A 15,284-nucleotide genomic window follows, 5' to 3' on the forward strand; every position below is an offset into this window, starting at 1 on the left:
GGTTGCCGGATGCCCCGCTGATGTCGAACCCGGCGCCGGTGCCGGAGAGGCTGAGACCGCCGCTCGCCGCCAGGCTGCCCGCGCCGCTCAGCGCCAGCGTGCCGTCAGCGATCGTCGTGCCGCCGAGATAAGTGTTGATGCCGGTCAGCGTCTGCCGGCCCGTGCCCTGCTTGGTGATGCCGCCGCTGCCGCCGATCGAGCCGGCGAAGGTCTGGTTCGTCGCGTCGCCGAAGGTCAGCGTGTTGGCGCCGAGCCAGATGGTGCTGCCGGCGACGCCGGACAGCCCGCCGATGGTTCGGCTTCCATCGGCGCCGCCGATGTCGAACTCCGCGCCTGCACCGGCGAGGTCGAGGTCGCCGCTGGCGGCGAGACGGCCGGCGCCGATCAGCGCGAGCGTGCCAGCCGTGATCGTGGTGCCGCCGAGGTAAGTGTTGATGCCCGTCAGGGTCTGCCTGCCGCTGCCCTGCTTGACGATGCCGCCGGTGCCACCGATCGAACCGGCGAAGGTCTGGTTCGTCACATTGCCGAAGGTCAGCGAATTGGCGCCGAGCACGACGTTGCCGAAGCCGGAAAGCGAACCGATCGTCTGGTCGGCAGCCGAAGCACTGATGTCGAACCCGGTGCCTGCGTTGGCGAGGTCGAGGCTGCCGCTCGCGGCGAGACTGCCGGCGCCGCTCAGCGCGAGCGTGCCGGCATTGATCGTGGTGCCGCCGGTGTAGGTGTTGCTGCCCGTCAGGGTCTGCCTGCCGCTGCCCTGCTTGACGATGCCGCCGGTGCCGCCGATCGAGCCGGCGAAGGTCTGGTTCGTGGCATTGCCGAAGGTCAGGGTATTGGCGCCGAGCGCGACGCTGCCGGAGCCGGAGAGCGAACCGATCGTCTGGTTCATGCTCGATGCGTCGATGCGGAATGCGGCACCGGAGGCGATCGTGACCGCGCCGCTTGCGGCGAGGCGGCCGGTGCCGCTCAGCGCCAATGTGCCCGCATTGATCACCGTGCCGCCGGTGTAGGTGTTGGCGCCGGTCAGCGTCAGCGTGCCGGCGCCGCCCTTCACGAGCGCCCCGGTGCCGGTGACGACGCCGGCGTAGCTGGCGCTGCCGGCGGAGGTCGTGGTCAGCGTCGCGGAGCCGAGATCGATGCTGCCACCCGTCCCGCTCAGGCCGGCAACGCTCTGGTCATAGCCGTCCAGCAGCAGCAAGCCGCCATTGACGGTGAGAGGCCCGGTGCCGAGCGTATTCGCCTCGATCAGGGTCAGGGTGCCGGCTTCGACGACGGTGCCGCCGCCATAGCTGTTCGCACCGCCCAGGAGCATCGAGCCGTCGCCGGTCTTGATGAGGGCGCCGGGGCCCGAGATCGTCGCTCCTTCGAACGCCAGCAGGCCGCCCACGGCCGTGTTGATCGTCAGATCGGTCTGCGCGACGACACTGACCGGTCCCAGAAGCGTGGTAAATGTATGGTAGACGCCGCTGGGTTGCACGTCGATGGTCGCGTTCGCGCCGTCGAAGATCAGCGTGCCGTTGAGAATGCCGTAGCGGGTTCCGCTGGTGGGGGCGAAGGTGAGCCTGTTCACCGTGAACGTCCCGCCGCCCAGATCGAGCGCGGTGTTGAGAGTCGGGTCGGGCAGGAGCACCTGCGCGGTCGCGCTGTCAGGGACCGCCCCGATGTCCCAGGAGCCGGGCGCCCCCCAGAGACTTCCGCTCCCACCGATGAAGGTGAAGGTCTGGGCCCTTGCCGGGGCGGCCGGCAGCGCCAACGCGGCCATGACGGCGCCGGCAAGCGCCGTCGAACCCTTCAGGCGCGCGTGGCGGGCCATGCCGAGCGCAAGCCCTGCGGCGAGACTGGGGCTGAGCGACGATGCAGACCGCCTGGTCGGCCTCCTCCCGGCCGATGCAAGGTCGGAGAAGGCCCAGCTGTCCAGCTGCATCGCGCGATGCCTCCCAGGCAAACCAATTCGGTGGCTATGATCAGGGCTGCCTTGCATACCAAATCTATCTCAGCTGGACCGTCGCGTTAAGAGCCTCGAGCACCGCCGCAGCGCCTGCCCACACCCGTTGCCGAGGTCGCGGCCGAGAGCGCTTTCCGCGAGCGCAGGGGGCTGCGCGACGAGGCGGACGAGGCGAAAGTTCGCATCGGTTTGGATTCGCACCGCTCACGATCCGGGCGTCCGCCCTCCTCAGAATCTCACGGCGAGGTTGGCCTTGAAGGCGTGGTCCTGCGCGTCCTGCGCGAGCTGGGCCGTATAGGAGAGGCCGAGGCTGGCGCGCGCGGCGATGGCGAGGTCGAGCCCGGCCTCGGCCAGGGCGGCGTCGCGGGCGATCGGCAGGCCGGCGATGGTGAAGGGCGAGCCGCCGGCGAAGGCGAGCGCCGCCTTCGGATCGACCTCGCCGAAGGCGTGGCGCCAGCCGAGCCCGCCGCGCAGGGTCAGGTCCATGCCGGCGAGGCGGGCGGTGGTCGCGGCGCGCAGGCCGAGCGTGGCATAGCCGAGGCTGGTCTCGTCGCTGCCGCCGGAGAGCGCCGCGGCGCCGCCGCGCTCGGCAAAGCCGTCGCTGCGCAGATTGACATAGGCGAGAGCGGCGTAGGGCTCGAGCGCGACCTGGCCGAGGGCGGTCGGGCCGATGTCGATGCGCCAGCCGGCCTCGCCGAACAGCTGCGCCGTGCCGGCCTCGTAATCGGCGCGCAGGAGATCGCCGAGCCCGGCCGCGACGACGCCGCGGCGGGTCGAGAGGTCGTGCCAGCTGTAGCTCGCCCCGAGGCGGAGGCCGAGCGCACCGAACCGGCCGCCGCCATAGAGGCCGAGATGGTAGTTGTCGCTCTCGCCCGAGGAGAGGCGGGCGTCGACGTCGAAGCTGCTGCGGCTGTAGCCGGCGACCACGCCGAGACGCAGATCGTCGGACAGCGCCGCGTCGGCGCCGACCAGCAGGCCACCGGTCGAGCGGGCGAGGCGCGCGGCATTGCCGTCGCCGTCGCTGCGCCCCCAGGAGCCGTAGCCCTGGCCCCAGACGGCGAAGCGCTCGGCCGCGGCCGGCTTCGGCAACGGCCCCTTCACGGCGGGGGCGAGATCGGCGGTGAAGCCGTAGCTCAGCGTCGCCATCGGCGCCGCGCCGACCGCGCCGAAGGCCGAGCGCAGCCGGTCGTTGACGGCCTGGCGCAGCAGCCAGCTCTCCTCGATCAGCGCGGTCTTCGCCGAAGCATGGATCTCGCCGGCGAGATAGCCGAGCGCGCCGCGCGCCTGATCGAGCGTCGCGGAATTGGTGAGCTGCGTCTGCACGGCATTCCCACCGGGCAGGCTGTCGATGCCGCCGCCGACCGAAATCTCGTTCGGGGTGGTGCCGACGCTGGCGACGGTGCGGGTCTGGACCACGGTGAGATAGGCGTTGGTCGCATCGCTGCCATTGCGCAGGCTGAGGAAGGGCGTCACGGCATAGTCCTCGCTGCCATAGCTGCCGCTCAGCCCGGTCGAGGTCAGGATGGTGTAGCGCTGGCCGGCGACATAGGCCGCGCCGGTATAGTTCACGATGGAGAGCGCCGCCCCGCTCGCCAGCGTCGCCGTGCCGTTGACCTGGATGCGGTCGGAGGTGGCGCTGCCCGGATCGATCTCGACCTCGTAGACCGCCCCGGCATTCTGCACATAGGCGCCGTTCACCGTCAGCGTGCCGATCGAGTTGCCGGGCGCGATCCGCCCGCCCGAGGCGACGGTGGTCGCCCCGACCGTGCCCGAACCGGCCAGGCGCCCGCCCGAGCCCACCGTCACCGCCGAGCCGGCGAGCGAACCGTTCACCCGCAATGTGCCTTCGGAGATCGTGGTCGCCCCCGAGAAATCGCCGCTGCCGCTGATCGTCCAGGTGCTCGAACCGGTCTTCTCCAGACTGTCGAAATTCTGGTATTGCGAGGTGCTGCCGAGCCCGCCGTCCAGCGTCCAATTGTCGGATCCGCCGAGGCGCAGGACATCGTTGCCGCCGGCCGCGTTGGCCACGACATTGCCTTCGATCACGGACCCGGCGTGCAGCTCCAGCGTCAGCTTGCCCGTCGTCGGCGTAACGCCGCTCAGCCACCCGATCGCGGTCTGTCCGGCGCCCGCCCGGATCGTGCCGCTGTTGACGATGTCGAGCGAGACGGTGGCGGCGTTGGCGACGATCGCCGCCGCGTTGTTGCCCTCGATCGTGCCGGTATTGACGATCTGGCCGCCGCCCGCGCGCACGTAGATGCCTACACTGGAATTGGTGGAACCCGCACCGCCGCGGATGAGCCCGTGATTGGTCACGGTCGCCAGATCACCGGGCCCGCCCAGGTCGATGCCGACGCCACCGCTACCGGCGGCGAGAGCGTTGCCGCCGAGGATGGTCCCGTAATTGGTCAGCGAAGAGCCGCGTCGTATCTGGGCACCACTGCCGCCGGTGATGCCGCTTCCGCCCGTGATCGTGCCGTTGTTGGTAAAGGCCGCGAGGCCGGCGAGGCTGACGCCCACTCCGCCGGTATTCCCGGTGGAGTTGCCGCCGAAGATGGCGCCGTTGTTGGTGATGGTGCTCGGACGGCTGAATGTTCCCTGGATGAACCCGGTCCCACCTATCCCGGCCTGGTTTGCTCCCCTGAACGTGCCCAGAAGCGTGAGCTGGCCCTGGTCGGTATAGGGGATCGCGGTGAGACCGTTGATCGTGAAGCCGTTGGTGTCGATCGTGAGGTTCTTGGTCGGCGCGGACAAGTTCCCCGCCATGGTGATGTCCTGCGTGAGGATGATCGTCGAGCTGGCGTCAGGGCTCGCATTCGCCGATTGCAGCGCAGCGGAAAGCTGGGCGAAGGTGCTGACGTAATAGGTCTCGGCGAGCGCCTGCGGGGAGAGCGAGCAGCCCAGAACCAGGGCCGCAAGGCTGACCGTGTGAAGCGGGGCGAAACCATTCGATCCAGCGTGCATGCAAATCCCTCGTCGGGCGGCGCCGCCCGGGAGGATTCGGCGGCATGCAACCATGGCTAGAGTCGGTTCGCTAAGGGAATGTTAAGACCTGTGGCGGCCGCTGCATCGGGGGGTTGCATGCAACGCGGTCCCCGGCGCCGATGCAACCCTATGGAGAGGCCGATTCGGACTGGCCAGGGCGGGTCTGCGCTCGCTAGAACTGCGCGTGAGGGCCGCGGCCGGCAAGTCCTGCTGGAAATGCGGTTCCGTATACTGCATACGCCGCTATGCTGCGGCAGTTGAAACGGTTGAAATCACGATAAGGCGAGGAAGCGCATGTCTGGGCACAACAAGGTCGCGATCATCACGGGCGCCGGCTCGGGCGTCGGCCGGGCCGTCGCCATCGCCTTCCTGAAGGACGGCTACCGCACCGTTCTGGCCGGGCGGCGCCTCGACGCCCTGGAGGAGACGATCAGGCTCTCCGGCGCGCCGGCCGCGCAGGCGCTCGCGGTCTCCACCGACGTGACCGAGAAGAGCTCGGTGCAAGCGCTGTTCGCCAGGACGGTGGAGAGGTTCGGCCGCGTCGACGTGCTGTTCAACAATGCCGGGGTCAACGCGCCGGGCGGCGTGCTGCTCGAGGACCTCGCGCTGGAGGACTGGCAGAAGGTGGTCGACACCAACCTGACCGGGCCGTTCCTGTGCACGCAGGAGGCGTTCAAGGCGATGAAGGCGCAGGAGCCGCGGGGCGGGCGCATCATCAACAACGGCTCGATCTCGGCGCAGGTGCCGCGGCCGAACTCGGCCGCCTACACCGCGACCAAGCACGCGATCTCAGGCCTGACCAAGACCGCCTCGCTCGACGGGCGCAAATACGACATCGCGGTCGGTCAGGTCGACATCGGCAATGCGCTGACCGACATGGCGAGGAAGATGACCACCGGCGTGCCGCAGGCCGACGGCTCGGTCAAGGTCGAGCCGGTGATGGATGTCGAGCATGTCGCCTCGACCGTGCTGCACATGGCCGGACTGCCGCTCGAGGCCAACATCCTGTTCGTCACGGTGATGGCGACCAAGGCCCCGCTCGTCGGGCGGGGCTGAGGGGCGTTCGATCAACCGGTTTCCGTCATTCCGGCTGGAGCGAAGCGGAATGCCGGAATCCATTGTAGAACTCAGCGTCCTTCGATGGATTCCGGAGCTGCGCGGCTCCGCCGCTTGTCCGGAATGACGGTGTAAATGACTGGGGATTCGCTCTCATCCTGGTCCGGTCAGTCGCGGCCAGCGACGGCTTGCGACGAGCATAATTTGCACGACACTGTCCGGAGTGGCCGGGGAGTGCCTCGCTTGTCAGCCTTCGATGCCTCGGAACGGGTTGAAGACGCGGATGGTCGGCACAAGGCCGACCCTGACGGGGAGGGCGCTCGCATCGACAGCGAGCCCGGCCATGCCGCGCCGGTCGATCCCCGTGTCGGCCGGGCCTACCGGCTGGCGATCTGGGGCATCGCGCTCGGCATCCTGGTCTTCGCCGGCGGTGTCGTGCTCTGGGCGCTGGCGATCGGCAACAGCCAGCTGTTCAAGGACGGCGTCGACTGGGTCTACGACGTCGCGCTCTACGGCATCGCGGCGCTGGTCTTCGGCCGCGACGAGCGGGCGGAGAGGGTCGCGGCGCTCGGGATCGGCGCGGTGATGGCCGTCGCCGGGCTGCACGCGCTCTACGATCTCTGGGACAAGATCCTGCGGCCGCGGCCGATCGAGCTCGCCACGCTCGGCTTCTCGGCGGCCAGCGCGATCCTGATCGCCTACATCATCATCGGCATGCTCTGGCGCTTCCGGGCGGAGCCCAATCCGGTGATCAAGGCGACCTGGCTGTCCTCGCGGAATGACGCGATCTCGACCACCGGCTTCGCGCTGCTCGGCCTCGCCGCGCGGCTGCTGCCGATGCGCTGGCCGGAATACCTGTTCGATCTCTTCGTCGCCTTCCTGTGCTTCCAGGCGAGCTGGGCGATCTGGCGGGCGACGAAAGCTGAATCGGGCGCTCGCGCAGGCTGATCGTCATTGCGAGGAGGCGAAGCCGACGAAGCAATCCAGGAGGGACAGAGCCCTCCCGTTCCCTGGATTGCTTCGCTCGCGCTCGCAATGGCGATGGCAGAGCCGCCCATCCCGGCCTGCGCAACAAGGCGCAGACAAGCACGGAGGCGCCGCTATAACGGCATGTCGGTTACGAGGATTGTCCCATGTCGATCGCCGCAAAACTGCCCTCCATCCTGATCGCCAATCGCGGCGAGATCGCCTGCCGGGTGATCCGCACGGCGCGGCGGCTCGGCCTGCGCACCATCGCCGTCCATTCCGACGCCGACGCCGAGGCGCTGTTCGTCGCGATGGCGGACGAGGCCTACCGGATCGGTCCGGCGCCGGCGCGCGAGAGCTATCTCGATGCCCAGAAGATCCTCGCGGTGGCGAGGGAAGCCGGCGCGGCCTGCATCCATCCGGGCTACGGCTTCCTCTCCGAGAACGCCGAGTTCGCCGAGGCCTGCGCGGCTGCCGGCATCGTCTTCGTCGGCCCGCCGGCCTCCGCCATTCGCGCCATGGGCCTGAAGGACGCCGCCAAGGCGCTGGTCGAAAAGGCGAATGTCCCGGTGGTGCCGGGCTATCACGGCGCCGAGCAGGATCAGGGCTTCCTGGCGAAGGAGGCCGAGCGCATCGGCTATCCCGTGCTGATCAAGGCGGTCGCCGGCGGCGGCGGCAAGGGCATGAAGAAGGTCGAGCGGCCCGAGGATTTCGCCGACGCCCTGTCGAGCGCGCAGCGCGAGGCCGGCAACGCCTTCGGCGATACGCGGGTGCTGGTCGAGAAATACGTGCTCTCGCCGCGCCATGTCGAGATCCAGGTGTTCGGCGACGGCCATGGCAATGTCGTCCATCTCTACGAGCGCGACTGCTCGCTGCAGCGCCGCCACCAGAAGGTGATCGAGGAGGCGCCGGCGCCGGGCATGACGCCGGAGGTGCGCGCCGCCATGGGCAAGGCGGCGACCGAGGCGGCGAGGGCGGTCGGCTATGTCGGGGCCGGCACGGTCGAGTTCATCGCCGACGGGCGCGACGGCCTCAGGGCCGACCGCTTCTATTTCATGGAGATGAACACCCGTCTCCAGGTCGAGCATCCCGTCACCGAGGCGATCACCGGGCTCGACCTGGTCGAGCTGCAGCTCAGGGTCGCCGCCGGCGAACCGCTCGGCTTCACCCAGGAGGATGTCCGGGCCGAAGGGCACGCCGTCGAGGCGCGGCTCTATGCCGAGGATCCGGAGAAGGGCTTCCTGCCCTCGACGGGCAAGCTCTGGGCGCTGCAATTCCCGCAGAGCGAGGATATCCGCATCGACACCGGCGTCGAGGCCGGCGATTCGGTGACGCCGTTCTACGATCCGATGATCGCCAAGGTGATCGCGCATGGCCGCAGCCGCGACGAGGCGCTCGACCATCTCGCCTTCGCGCTCGGCGAGACCATCGTCGCGGGTCCCCGCACCAATCTCGCCTTCCTGAAGAAGCTCGCCGAGGCGGAAGGGTTCCGGAAGGGGCCGTTCGACACCGGCTTCATCGACCGCAACATCACGGCGCTCGGCGCCGAGCCGCAGCCGCTCGATGCAGCCGCGGTCGCGGCGGCGGCCCTGCAGCTCGAGGAGGAGCGCCAGGTGGCGCTGCTCGACCTCGCCGTCGAGCGGACCGGCGATGAAGCCAAATCGCCCTGGCTCGAGGCCGACGCCTTCTCGATCATGCCGCGCCCGGCGCTCGGCCTGCCGCTGCTGGTCGATGGCGAGCGGATCGAGGCCAGGATCGAGTGGAGCGGCGACGATGCGCGCGTCTCGCTGCCGGGCCATCCGCTCGATGAAGGCGAGCATGAGGTCACGCTCGCCCGGGCCGAGGCCGGGACCTATCTCGCGCTGCATCGCGGCCGGCAGACCTCCGTCGCATTGTTCGATCCGTTCGGCGTCGATCTCGACGCGGCGGCGGGCGCGGGCGGCGTGGTCAAGGCGCCGATGCACGGCAAGCTGATCGCGCTGTTCGTCACGGCGGGCGAAGCGGTCGTGAAGGGCCAGCGCCTCGCCATCGTCGAAGCCATGAAGATGGAGCATGTGCTGACCGCCCCGCGCGACGGCACCGTCACCGAGCTCGGCGCCGAGCCGGGCGCGCAGGTGGCCGAGGGCGCGAAGGTGGTGGTGCTCGGGGAGTGAGGACGCGTTGTCGTCATGTGACGCGCAACGCTGAATGACGAGCGCGGGAACTCTTCTCCCATCCGGGAGGGGGGCTTTCTGCGCCCGGCCCTTGAGGCCCTACTTGCTGGAAAGCTTGGTCAGAGCGCATCCAGCGCGACGATCGCCCGCTCCGCCACGACGAGGTTGATCTCCGCCAGCGGGTCCTCATCCCCGAGGAACCAGGCGGCGGAGAGACCGCACCAGGCCAGTATCCATTTCAGCAGGCGCTCACGCTCCAGTCCGGACTTCGCCAGCACGATTTCGAGCCGGCGCTCGAAGCGGCCCGGCAAGATCGCGACCGGCGGTTCCGGATCGGCGAGGTCGGGATCGCAGAACAGGATGGTGTATTCGAAGGCGCGGTCGCCGATCACGCATTTCGGATCGATGGCGAGCCAGCCCCGGCCCGCGAAATCGAGCAGGTTGTCATGATGCAGGTCGGCGTGGAGCGGCATGATCTCGCGCTGCGCCGCCAGCAACTCGGCCGCCGCCGCCGCCGAGCGGGCGAGGACGCCGCCGCGCTCCCGCGCCATCGGGAACAGGTCGCCGAACCAGGTCTCCAGCGGGATCAGGCCGGCAGGCGCCGGTCCGCGCGGCTTCTGGAGGGCGGCAGCCGCCTCGCAGAGGATCGCGGTCGCCTCGTCGTCGCCCGCCGCACCGCTGCGGGCCAAGGCGGCGAGCGAGCGGGAGCCGGTGGCGCGCTCGATCAGCATCGCCTCGCCGTTGTCGCTGCGGGCGAGGAGGCGGGCGGCGCCGTCGCCGTTCCAGTATTCGAGCGGAAGGTAGCCACGCCGCTCGTCCTCGACCTCGGGCAGCTTCAGCATGGCGGGCCGGCCGCGCTGCCACACGGGCAGCAACTGGCTGGCATGCGTCCGGATCCGCTCGCCGGCGGGTTCGAGGTCCCAGCGGGCGAGCCAGGGCGAAAAGGCGGCCAGCATCGCTGCGCTCCCGCGCCGAGGTTCGCGGTCAATCCGCCGCGCGGCCGCGGCCGATCAGCGGGTATTGCTCGACCTCGTAGATCTGGCCGGAGACGGGACCGCTCTCCTCCGAGAGCCAGAAGGCGGTGTGGGTGGCGACCTCGGCCGGCTGCATGATCTGGCCGAAGGGCGCCAGCTCGAGCGGCACCTCCTTTTCCCAGCCCGGCTTCTTGCCCTCGCGCTGCTGGGTCAGATCCTCATTGGCGGTGAAGGTCCAGCCGACATTGAGCTGGTTGACCCGGATGCGCTCGCGCCCGAGCGAATTGGCGAGGTTGCGCGTCATCGTCATCAGCGCGCCCTTCGACATCGAATAGACGGTCAGGTTCGAGTTGCCGCACCAGGCGTTGATCGAGCCGACGGTGACGATCGAGCCGCCGGATTTCTGCAGGCGGAAGGCGCGGATCGCCGCCTCGGCGCAGAGCAGGGGGGCGCGGGTGTTGATCGCGAACATATGGTCGAAGAAGGCCGCCGTGGTCTCGCCGAGCACGCCGCGCGGGTAGATGCCGGCATTGTTGACGAGCCCGTCGATACGGCCGAAGGCCTTGCAGGTCGCGTCGACCAGGGTCTGCGCGGTCGCCGGCTCCGAGAGGTCGCCGACGGCGCCGTGAGTCGAAGGGCCGAGCCTGCGGCAGGCGGTGTCGACCTCGCCTTGCTCGCGGCCGTGGATCAGCACCTTGGCGCCCTCGGCGATCAGGCGCTCGGCCATGGCATAGCCGATGCCGGCCGAGGAGCCGGTGACGAGAATGGCCTTGCCTTGCAGTCCGCGCATGTGGTGCCTCCGTTGCAGTCGGCCGCCTTAGTAGCCCGAGGTCGCGGCGCCGTCATGACCGCGTCCGTACCGGCCACCCCGGCGCCGGCGGCTTGTGGAGAAGGGCGGCGGGCTCTGGCGGGGCGCGTCGGCGAGGATTAGGTTGCCGGCCATGCCGCTCCATATCCTCAAGCTCTGCGTCGGCGCCGAATCGATCAGCGATCTCGAAGAGTGGATCGCCGAGCGGCAGGCGCAGCGCCGCGCCCGCGGCGAGCCGGCGGAGCAGCTTCACACCACCCGCATGGTGCCGAAGCGGATCGAGGAGATCGTCAATGGCGGCTCGCTCTACTGGGTGATCAAGGGCCAGCTTTCGGCGCGTCAGCGCCTGATCGACATCCGGCCCTTCACCGACGGCGAGGGCATCGGCCGCTGCCATCTGGTGATGGAACCGGTGGTGGTGCCGGTCGAGCCGAGGCCGTTCCGGCCGTTCCAGGGCTGGCGCTATCTGCAGGACAAGGACGCGCCGCGCGACATCGACGGCCGCAGCGGGGATTTGGGTGTGATGCCGGAGCAGATGCGGCGGGAACTGGCGGAACTGGGGCTGTTATAAGCTGGCTCAGGGCGATTCCCGCATCAGCCAGTTTTCCAGCGGCAGGTCGGGCACGCGCGAGAATTCGCGCTCATTGTCGGTCACCAAAGTCGCCTTGCTGGCGAGTGCCTGCGCTGCGATCCAAGTGTCGTTGGCGCCGATAGGGGTTCCTTGCCGCTCCAGAAGAGCTCTGACCTGAGCATAATGGAGGGTCGTCGCCGCATCGATGCCGACCAGGGGCAGCCGTTGCGCCAAAGCGGCGAGACGGGCGCGGTTGCGCTCGCCATGAGCACTCTTCTCCGCTCCGAACTCCAGTTCGCCGAGCACGATCGCCGACAGACGTAGATCGTTGAGCGGCAGCGTTTCCAGCCGGTCGCGGACTGCCGGGTGGCCCTTCATGGCGGCGATGAGGATGTTGGTGTCCAGCAGGTAGAGCACCGCTGCGACCTATTCGTCGAGCGCGGCGACATCTTCGGCCGGCGCGTCCTCCGGGGCCTGCAGGTCGATGTCCTCGTCAGCCCAGAAGTCGCGAAACGCGTCGGCCGCGGTGCGCGGATGATCCGGAACAAGCCGTGCCACGACCTTGCCATGGCGGGTCACGGCGATCTCTGCGCCTGCCTCGACCTCGGCCAGCAGAGCGGAGAAATGCGCCTTGGCCTCGACGACCGTGACGCTCTTCATCGATAGGCCTCCGTCTTATGACCATATGACCATAATAGCGGGGCTGCCTCGGTTCGTAAATGACAGTGCCGGGACTGGTGCAGTCGCCGTCGACCTCACACTACAATATTGTCGATCAGCCGCGTCGCGCCGATCCGTGCCGCGATCAGCAGCCTGATCGGGCCATCGGCGCGCGAGGTCACCGGCGCCAGCGTGTCGGCATGGCGGGCCTCGAGATAGTCGAGCTCGAAGCCTGAGGTGATGATCTCGGTCTGCGCGTCGGCCACCGCGTGGAACAGCGGGTCGTCATTGCGGATGCGGGCGGCGAGGGCCTGCATGACCTTGTGCAGCGTCGGCGCCAGGGCGCGTTCCTGCGCCGAGAGGTAGCGGTTGCGCGAGGACATGGCGAGGCCGTCAGGCTCGCGGAAGGTCGCCAGCGGCACGATCTCGATGCCGAGGTCGAGGTCGCGGGCCATGCGCGTCACCACCTTGAGCTGCTGGTAGTCCTTCTCGCCGAAGACGGCGAGATCGGCCTTGCTCTGGGTGAAGAGCTTGCAGCAAACCGTTGCCACGCCTTCAAAATGCGTCGGTCGGAAGCGGTCCTCCAGGCCGACCGCGGCCGGGCCGAGCAGCAGCACGCGGCTGGCGAAGCCCGGCGGATACATCTCCTCGACGGCGGGGAAGTAGATCGCGTCGGCATCGGCCGCCGCGAGCTGGGCGCGATCGCTGTCGAAGGTGCGCGGGTACTTCTTGAAGTCCTCATGCGGGGCGAACTGGGTCGGATTGACGAAGATCGAGACGATGACGCGGCGGGCGTGCTTCTGCGCCTCGGTCACCAGCGCGATGTGGCCCTCGTGCAGCGCGCCCATGGTCGGGACCAGCGCGACCTTGTCGCCGGCGGCGTGCCAGGCGGCGACGGCCTCGCGCATCGCCTCGACCGTCTCGAACACCGCGACCTGTGACATAGCGTTCCTCCGACCCGCTGGACGGGTAGCAAATGCCGGCGGCGCGGCCAATATCTTCGGGATGGGCGAATCCCGGCGGACGGCATGACGCGCGAAGACGGCAAGGCGGTGGGCAAGGCGGGCGAGACGCGCCCGGCCGACGGCGCTGCGCGCTCGAAACCCGGCGAGATCGACCGCTTCCTCACCGCAGCCAGGCAGCTCGCCCCGCTGGCGACCGGGCAGGCGGGGCGGCTGGTCTTCGCGCTCGACGCAACGATGAGCCGGCAGCCGACCTGGGATCTCGCCTGCGCGCTGCAGGGCCAGATGTTCGAGGTCGCGGCGAAGACCGGCGGGCTCGCTGTCCAGCTCGTCTATTTCCGCGGCTTCGACGAATGCCGCGCCTCCGGCTGGCTCGGCGAGCCGCAGCGCCTGACCGGGCTGATGAACCGGATCGACTGCCGCGGCGGGCAGACGCAGATCGCCCGCGTGCTCAGGCATGTCCGCGACGAGGAGCGGCGCGTGCCGATCCGCGCCTTCGTCTTTGTCGGCGACGCGATGGAGGAGGATGTCGACCGGCTCTGCGCGCTCGCCGGCGAGCTCGGCCTGCGCGGCGTCAAGGGCTTCGTCTTCCAGGAAGGCGCGGATCCGGACGCCGGCAGGGCCTTCGCCGAAATCGCGCGCCTGACCGGCGGCGCCCATGCCCGCTTCGACGCCAGGGCGCCGAACTCCCTGCTCGACCTCCTGCGCGGGGCCGCCGCCTATGCCAGCGGGGGACGCGAGGCGCTGCTGAAGCTCGCCGGCCAGAGCGTGGCGGCGCAGGGGCTGCTCACCGCGATGGAGGGCCGCAAGCCGTGACGCTGCTCTACGGCATCGCGACGCTGATCCTGATCTGGTGGCTGGCCAAGCTCTTCGCCGGGGTCGACCCGAAGAAACTGGTCAGGCTCGGCAAGGTGGCGGGCGGCGTGGCCGCGCTCGGCGTCGCGGCGCTGCTGACGATGCGCGGCCGGCTCGACATGGCGATCTTCCTCGGCGGGCTCGGCGCCTGGCTGCTCGGCTGGAGCGCCTATGGTCCGGGCGGCCTCAGAATGCCGGAATGGGCGCGGGATTGGGGCGGCGCCGGCTCGGCAGGCCGTTCCATGGTCGCCTCCGCCCTGCTCGAGATGGAGCTCGACCATGACAGCGGCGGCATCCGGGGCAGGGTCAGGGCCGGCTCCTTCGCCGGCCGCGATCTCGACGAGCTGACGCCGGCCGAGCTCGGCGCGCTGCTGCGCGAATGCCTCGCCGGCGATCCTGACGGGGCGCGGCTGCTAGAGGCTTATCTCGACCGCCGGACGCCCGGCTGGCGTGAAGACGCTGATCGTCACGGCGACGCGGGGCAGCGCGGCGCGGCGCGCGCGGGCGCGATGTCGGACGAGGAGGCCTACGAGATCCTGGGGCTTCAGCCGGGGGCGGGACCGGAGGCGGTCCGGGAGGCCCACAGGGGTCTGATGAAGCGCATCCACCCAGATGCCGGCGGAACCAGCGGGCTTGCCGCCCGCGTCAACCAGGCCAAGGATACCTTGCTGAAAAAGCATGGTTGATCTCCTTTCCCGATCGGTCAGCCGCGGGTGGCGAAGCAGGAGAAGCCGCCGCGCTTGAGCTGGGCGCAGGCCTTCTCGGCGTCCTTGGACTCCTCGAAGCCGGCGAAGCGGGCGCGGAACAGGGTGGCGCCGCCCTTCTCGACCTTCTCGGTGAAGGGCGAGGCGTCGGCGAGCGGTCCGGCGGCCTTGGCGCGGGCGCGGGCGAGGATGTCCCGGGCCTTGGCCTCGTCGTCGGTGGCGCCGAGCTGGATCACCCATTTCGAGGCGATCGCGACCTTCTCGGCCGGCTTGCTCTCGGGCGCCCTGGCGGCGGCCTGCGCCACCTTGACCGGCAGCGGCGCCGGCTCGGGCAGGCGGGCCTCGATCTTCCTGGCCTCGGCCTTGGGCCCGCTCTGCGCCGGCGGCTCGGCCACCTTGGCGATCGAGGAGGTGACGTCGACATTCGCCGGCGGACGCAGGACCTTGCCCTCGGCGGGCGGGGCACCGATCGACCAGCGCATGGCGGAGGGCGTGGTGGTCGCGGCGACCGGGCGCATGTTCGAGAGGGCGAGCGCCTGGGCGCTGCCGCTGAGCGGGCGCGGCGGCGGCGCGATCTGCGCGGTCGTCGTCGTCGCGGCATAGGCGCGGGCGGCGGCCGGCACCTCGGGCTCGGCGCGCGGCCGCGGC

The 15,284-nt window shown here is 69.8% G+C and carries 14 protein-coding genes; 6 read left to right on the forward strand and 8 right to left on the reverse strand.

Translation table 11 applies throughout. From position 1 onward, the window contains the following. Both CS1GBM4_RS22440 and CS1GBM4_RS22445 read right to left on the reverse strand, forming a co-directional pair. A partial coding sequence (locus tag CS1GBM4_RS22440) for an autotransporter-associated beta strand repeat-containing protein (RefSeq protein ID WP_186420992.1) occupies window positions 1-1,978 on the reverse strand: 1,978 nt, incomplete at its 3' end. Window positions 1,979-2,170: 192 nt separating this feature from the next. Beyond that, window positions 2,171-4,906, reverse strand: a complete 2,736-nt coding sequence (locus CS1GBM4_RS22445) for an autotransporter domain-containing protein (protein WP_186420993.1) — start codon at window positions 4,904-4,906, stop codon at window positions 2,171-2,173. A 315-nt stretch (window positions 4,907-5,221) separates the two neighbouring features. Here CS1GBM4_RS22445 and CS1GBM4_RS22450 point away from each other — a divergent pair, with 315 nt between their 5' ends. The 3 genes from CS1GBM4_RS22450 to CS1GBM4_RS22460 all read left to right on the forward strand — a co-directional run bounded on the left by CS1GBM4_RS22450 (window position 5,222) and on the right by CS1GBM4_RS22460 (window position 9,102). After that, window positions 5,222-5,983, forward strand: coding sequence for an SDR family oxidoreductase (locus CS1GBM4_RS22450; RefSeq protein WP_186420994.1), 762 nt, complete (start codon window positions 5,222-5,224; stop codon window positions 5,981-5,983). Window positions 5,984-6,226: 243 nt separating this feature from the next. Further along, window positions 6,227-6,931 (forward strand): cation transporter, encoded by a 705-nt coding sequence (locus CS1GBM4_RS22455; RefSeq protein WP_186420995.1) that lies wholly within the window; start codon window positions 6,227-6,229, stop codon window positions 6,929-6,931. A gap of 185 nt (window positions 6,932-7,116) precedes the next feature. After that, window positions 7,117-9,102 (forward strand): acetyl-CoA carboxylase biotin carboxylase subunit, encoded by a 1,986-nt coding sequence (locus CS1GBM4_RS22460; RefSeq protein ID WP_186420996.1) that lies wholly within the window; start codon window positions 7,117-7,119, stop codon window positions 9,100-9,102. A 119-nt stretch (window positions 9,103-9,221) separates the two neighbouring features. Here the strand turns inward: CS1GBM4_RS22460 and CS1GBM4_RS22465 are convergent, their stop codons facing one another. Beyond that, window positions 9,222-10,058 carry an aminoglycoside phosphotransferase family protein gene (locus tag CS1GBM4_RS22465; RefSeq protein ID WP_186420997.1) on the reverse strand — a complete coding sequence of 279 codons (837 nt, stop codon included), beginning with the start codon at window positions 10,056-10,058 and terminating at the stop codon, window positions 9,222-9,224. A 28-nt stretch (window positions 10,059-10,086) separates the two neighbouring features. Next, window positions 10,087-10,866, reverse strand: a complete 780-nt coding sequence (locus CS1GBM4_RS22470) for an SDR family oxidoreductase (RefSeq protein WP_186420998.1) — start codon at window positions 10,864-10,866, stop codon at window positions 10,087-10,089. A 151-nt stretch (window positions 10,867-11,017) separates the two neighbouring features. Between CS1GBM4_RS22470 and CS1GBM4_RS22475 the strand changes: the two genes are divergently transcribed. After that, a complete protein-coding gene (locus CS1GBM4_RS22475; RefSeq protein WP_186420999.1) occupies window positions 11,018-11,455 on the forward strand; it encodes a DUF1489 family protein in 438 nt (145 codons plus the stop codon). 6 nt (window positions 11,456-11,461) lie between these two features. Here CS1GBM4_RS22475 and CS1GBM4_RS22480 read toward each other — a convergent pair whose 3' ends face one another. The 3 genes from CS1GBM4_RS22480 to panC all read right to left on the reverse strand — a co-directional run bounded on the left by CS1GBM4_RS22480 (window position 11,462) and on the right by panC (window position 13,059). Continuing rightward, window positions 11,462-11,872 carry a PIN domain-containing protein gene (locus CS1GBM4_RS22480; RefSeq protein ID WP_186421000.1) on the reverse strand — a complete coding sequence of 137 codons (411 nt, stop codon included), beginning with the start codon at window positions 11,870-11,872 and terminating at the stop codon, window positions 11,462-11,464. A 9-nt stretch (window positions 11,873-11,881) separates the two neighbouring features. Continuing rightward, window positions 11,882-12,115 (reverse strand): type II toxin-antitoxin system prevent-host-death family antitoxin, encoded by a 234-nt coding sequence (locus CS1GBM4_RS22485; RefSeq protein ID WP_186421001.1) that lies wholly within the window; start codon window positions 12,113-12,115, stop codon window positions 11,882-11,884. A 95-nt stretch (window positions 12,116-12,210) separates the two neighbouring features. After that, window positions 12,211-13,059, reverse strand: a complete 849-nt coding sequence (panC, locus tag CS1GBM4_RS22490) for a pantoate--beta-alanine ligase (protein WP_186421002.1) — start codon at window positions 13,057-13,059, stop codon at window positions 12,211-12,213. 84 nt (window positions 13,060-13,143) lie between these two features. On the opposite strand from panC, the gene CS1GBM4_RS22495 reads away from it, so the two are divergent. Both CS1GBM4_RS22495 and CS1GBM4_RS22500 read left to right on the forward strand, forming a co-directional pair. Next, window positions 13,144-13,893, forward strand: a complete 750-nt coding sequence (locus tag CS1GBM4_RS22495; RefSeq protein ID WP_244607361.1) for a VWA domain-containing protein — start codon at window positions 13,144-13,146, stop codon at window positions 13,891-13,893. Then, on the forward strand, window positions 13,890-14,618 hold the full coding sequence (locus CS1GBM4_RS22500; protein ID WP_186421003.1) for a molecular chaperone DnaJ: 729 nt from the start codon (window positions 13,890-13,892) through the stop codon (window positions 14,616-14,618). The genes CS1GBM4_RS22495 and CS1GBM4_RS22500 overlap by 4 nt, the downstream gene beginning before the upstream one ends. 17 nt (window positions 14,619-14,635) lie before the next feature. On the opposite strand, the gene CS1GBM4_RS22505 is transcribed toward CS1GBM4_RS22500, so the two are convergent. After that, window positions 14,636-15,284: SPOR domain-containing protein (locus CS1GBM4_RS22505; protein ID WP_186421004.1), on the reverse strand; the 649-nt coding region annotated here is incomplete at its 5' end.

It is taken from the genome of Allobosea sp. CS1GBMeth4 (assembly GCF_900185715.1).
Lineage (GTDB): Bacteria > Pseudomonadota > Alphaproteobacteria > Rhizobiales > Beijerinckiaceae > Allobosea.

What these genes read in the sequence shown, in the direction of transcription:
- CS1GBM4_RS22445 (WP_186420993.1), bottom strand. Translation starts at nt 4,906, where the DNA reads ATGCACGCTGGATCGAATGGTTTCGCCCCGCTTCACACGGTCAGCCTT.
- CS1GBM4_RS22450 (WP_186420994.1), top strand. Translation starts at nt 5,222, where the DNA reads ATGTCTGGGCACAACAAGGTCGCGATCATCACGGGCGCCGGCTCGGGC.
- CS1GBM4_RS22460 (WP_186420996.1), top strand. Translation starts at nt 7,117, where the DNA reads ATGTCGATCGCCGCAAAACTGCCCTCCATCCTGATCGCCAATCGCGGC.
- CS1GBM4_RS22465 (WP_186420997.1), bottom strand. Translation starts at nt 10,058, where the DNA reads ATGCTGGCCGCCTTTTCGCCCTGGCTCGCCCGCTGGGACCTCGAACCC.
- CS1GBM4_RS22470 (WP_186420998.1), bottom strand. Translation starts at nt 10,866, where the DNA reads ATGCGCGGACTGCAAGGCAAGGCCATTCTCGTCACCGGCTCCTCGGCC.
- CS1GBM4_RS22475 (WP_186420999.1), top strand. Translation starts at nt 11,018, where the DNA reads ATGCCGCTCCATATCCTCAAGCTCTGCGTCGGCGCCGAATCGATCAGC.
- CS1GBM4_RS22485 (WP_186421001.1), bottom strand. Translation starts at nt 12,115, where the DNA reads ATGAAGAGCGTCACGGTCGTCGAGGCCAAGGCGCATTTCTCCGCTCTG.
- panC (WP_186421002.1), bottom strand. Translation starts at nt 13,059, where the DNA reads ATGTCACAGGTCGCGGTGTTCGAGACGGTCGAGGCGATGCGCGAGGCC.
- CS1GBM4_RS22495 (WP_244607361.1), top strand. Translation starts at nt 13,144, where the DNA reads ATGACGCGCGAAGACGGCAAGGCGGTGGGCAAGGCGGGCGAGACGCGC.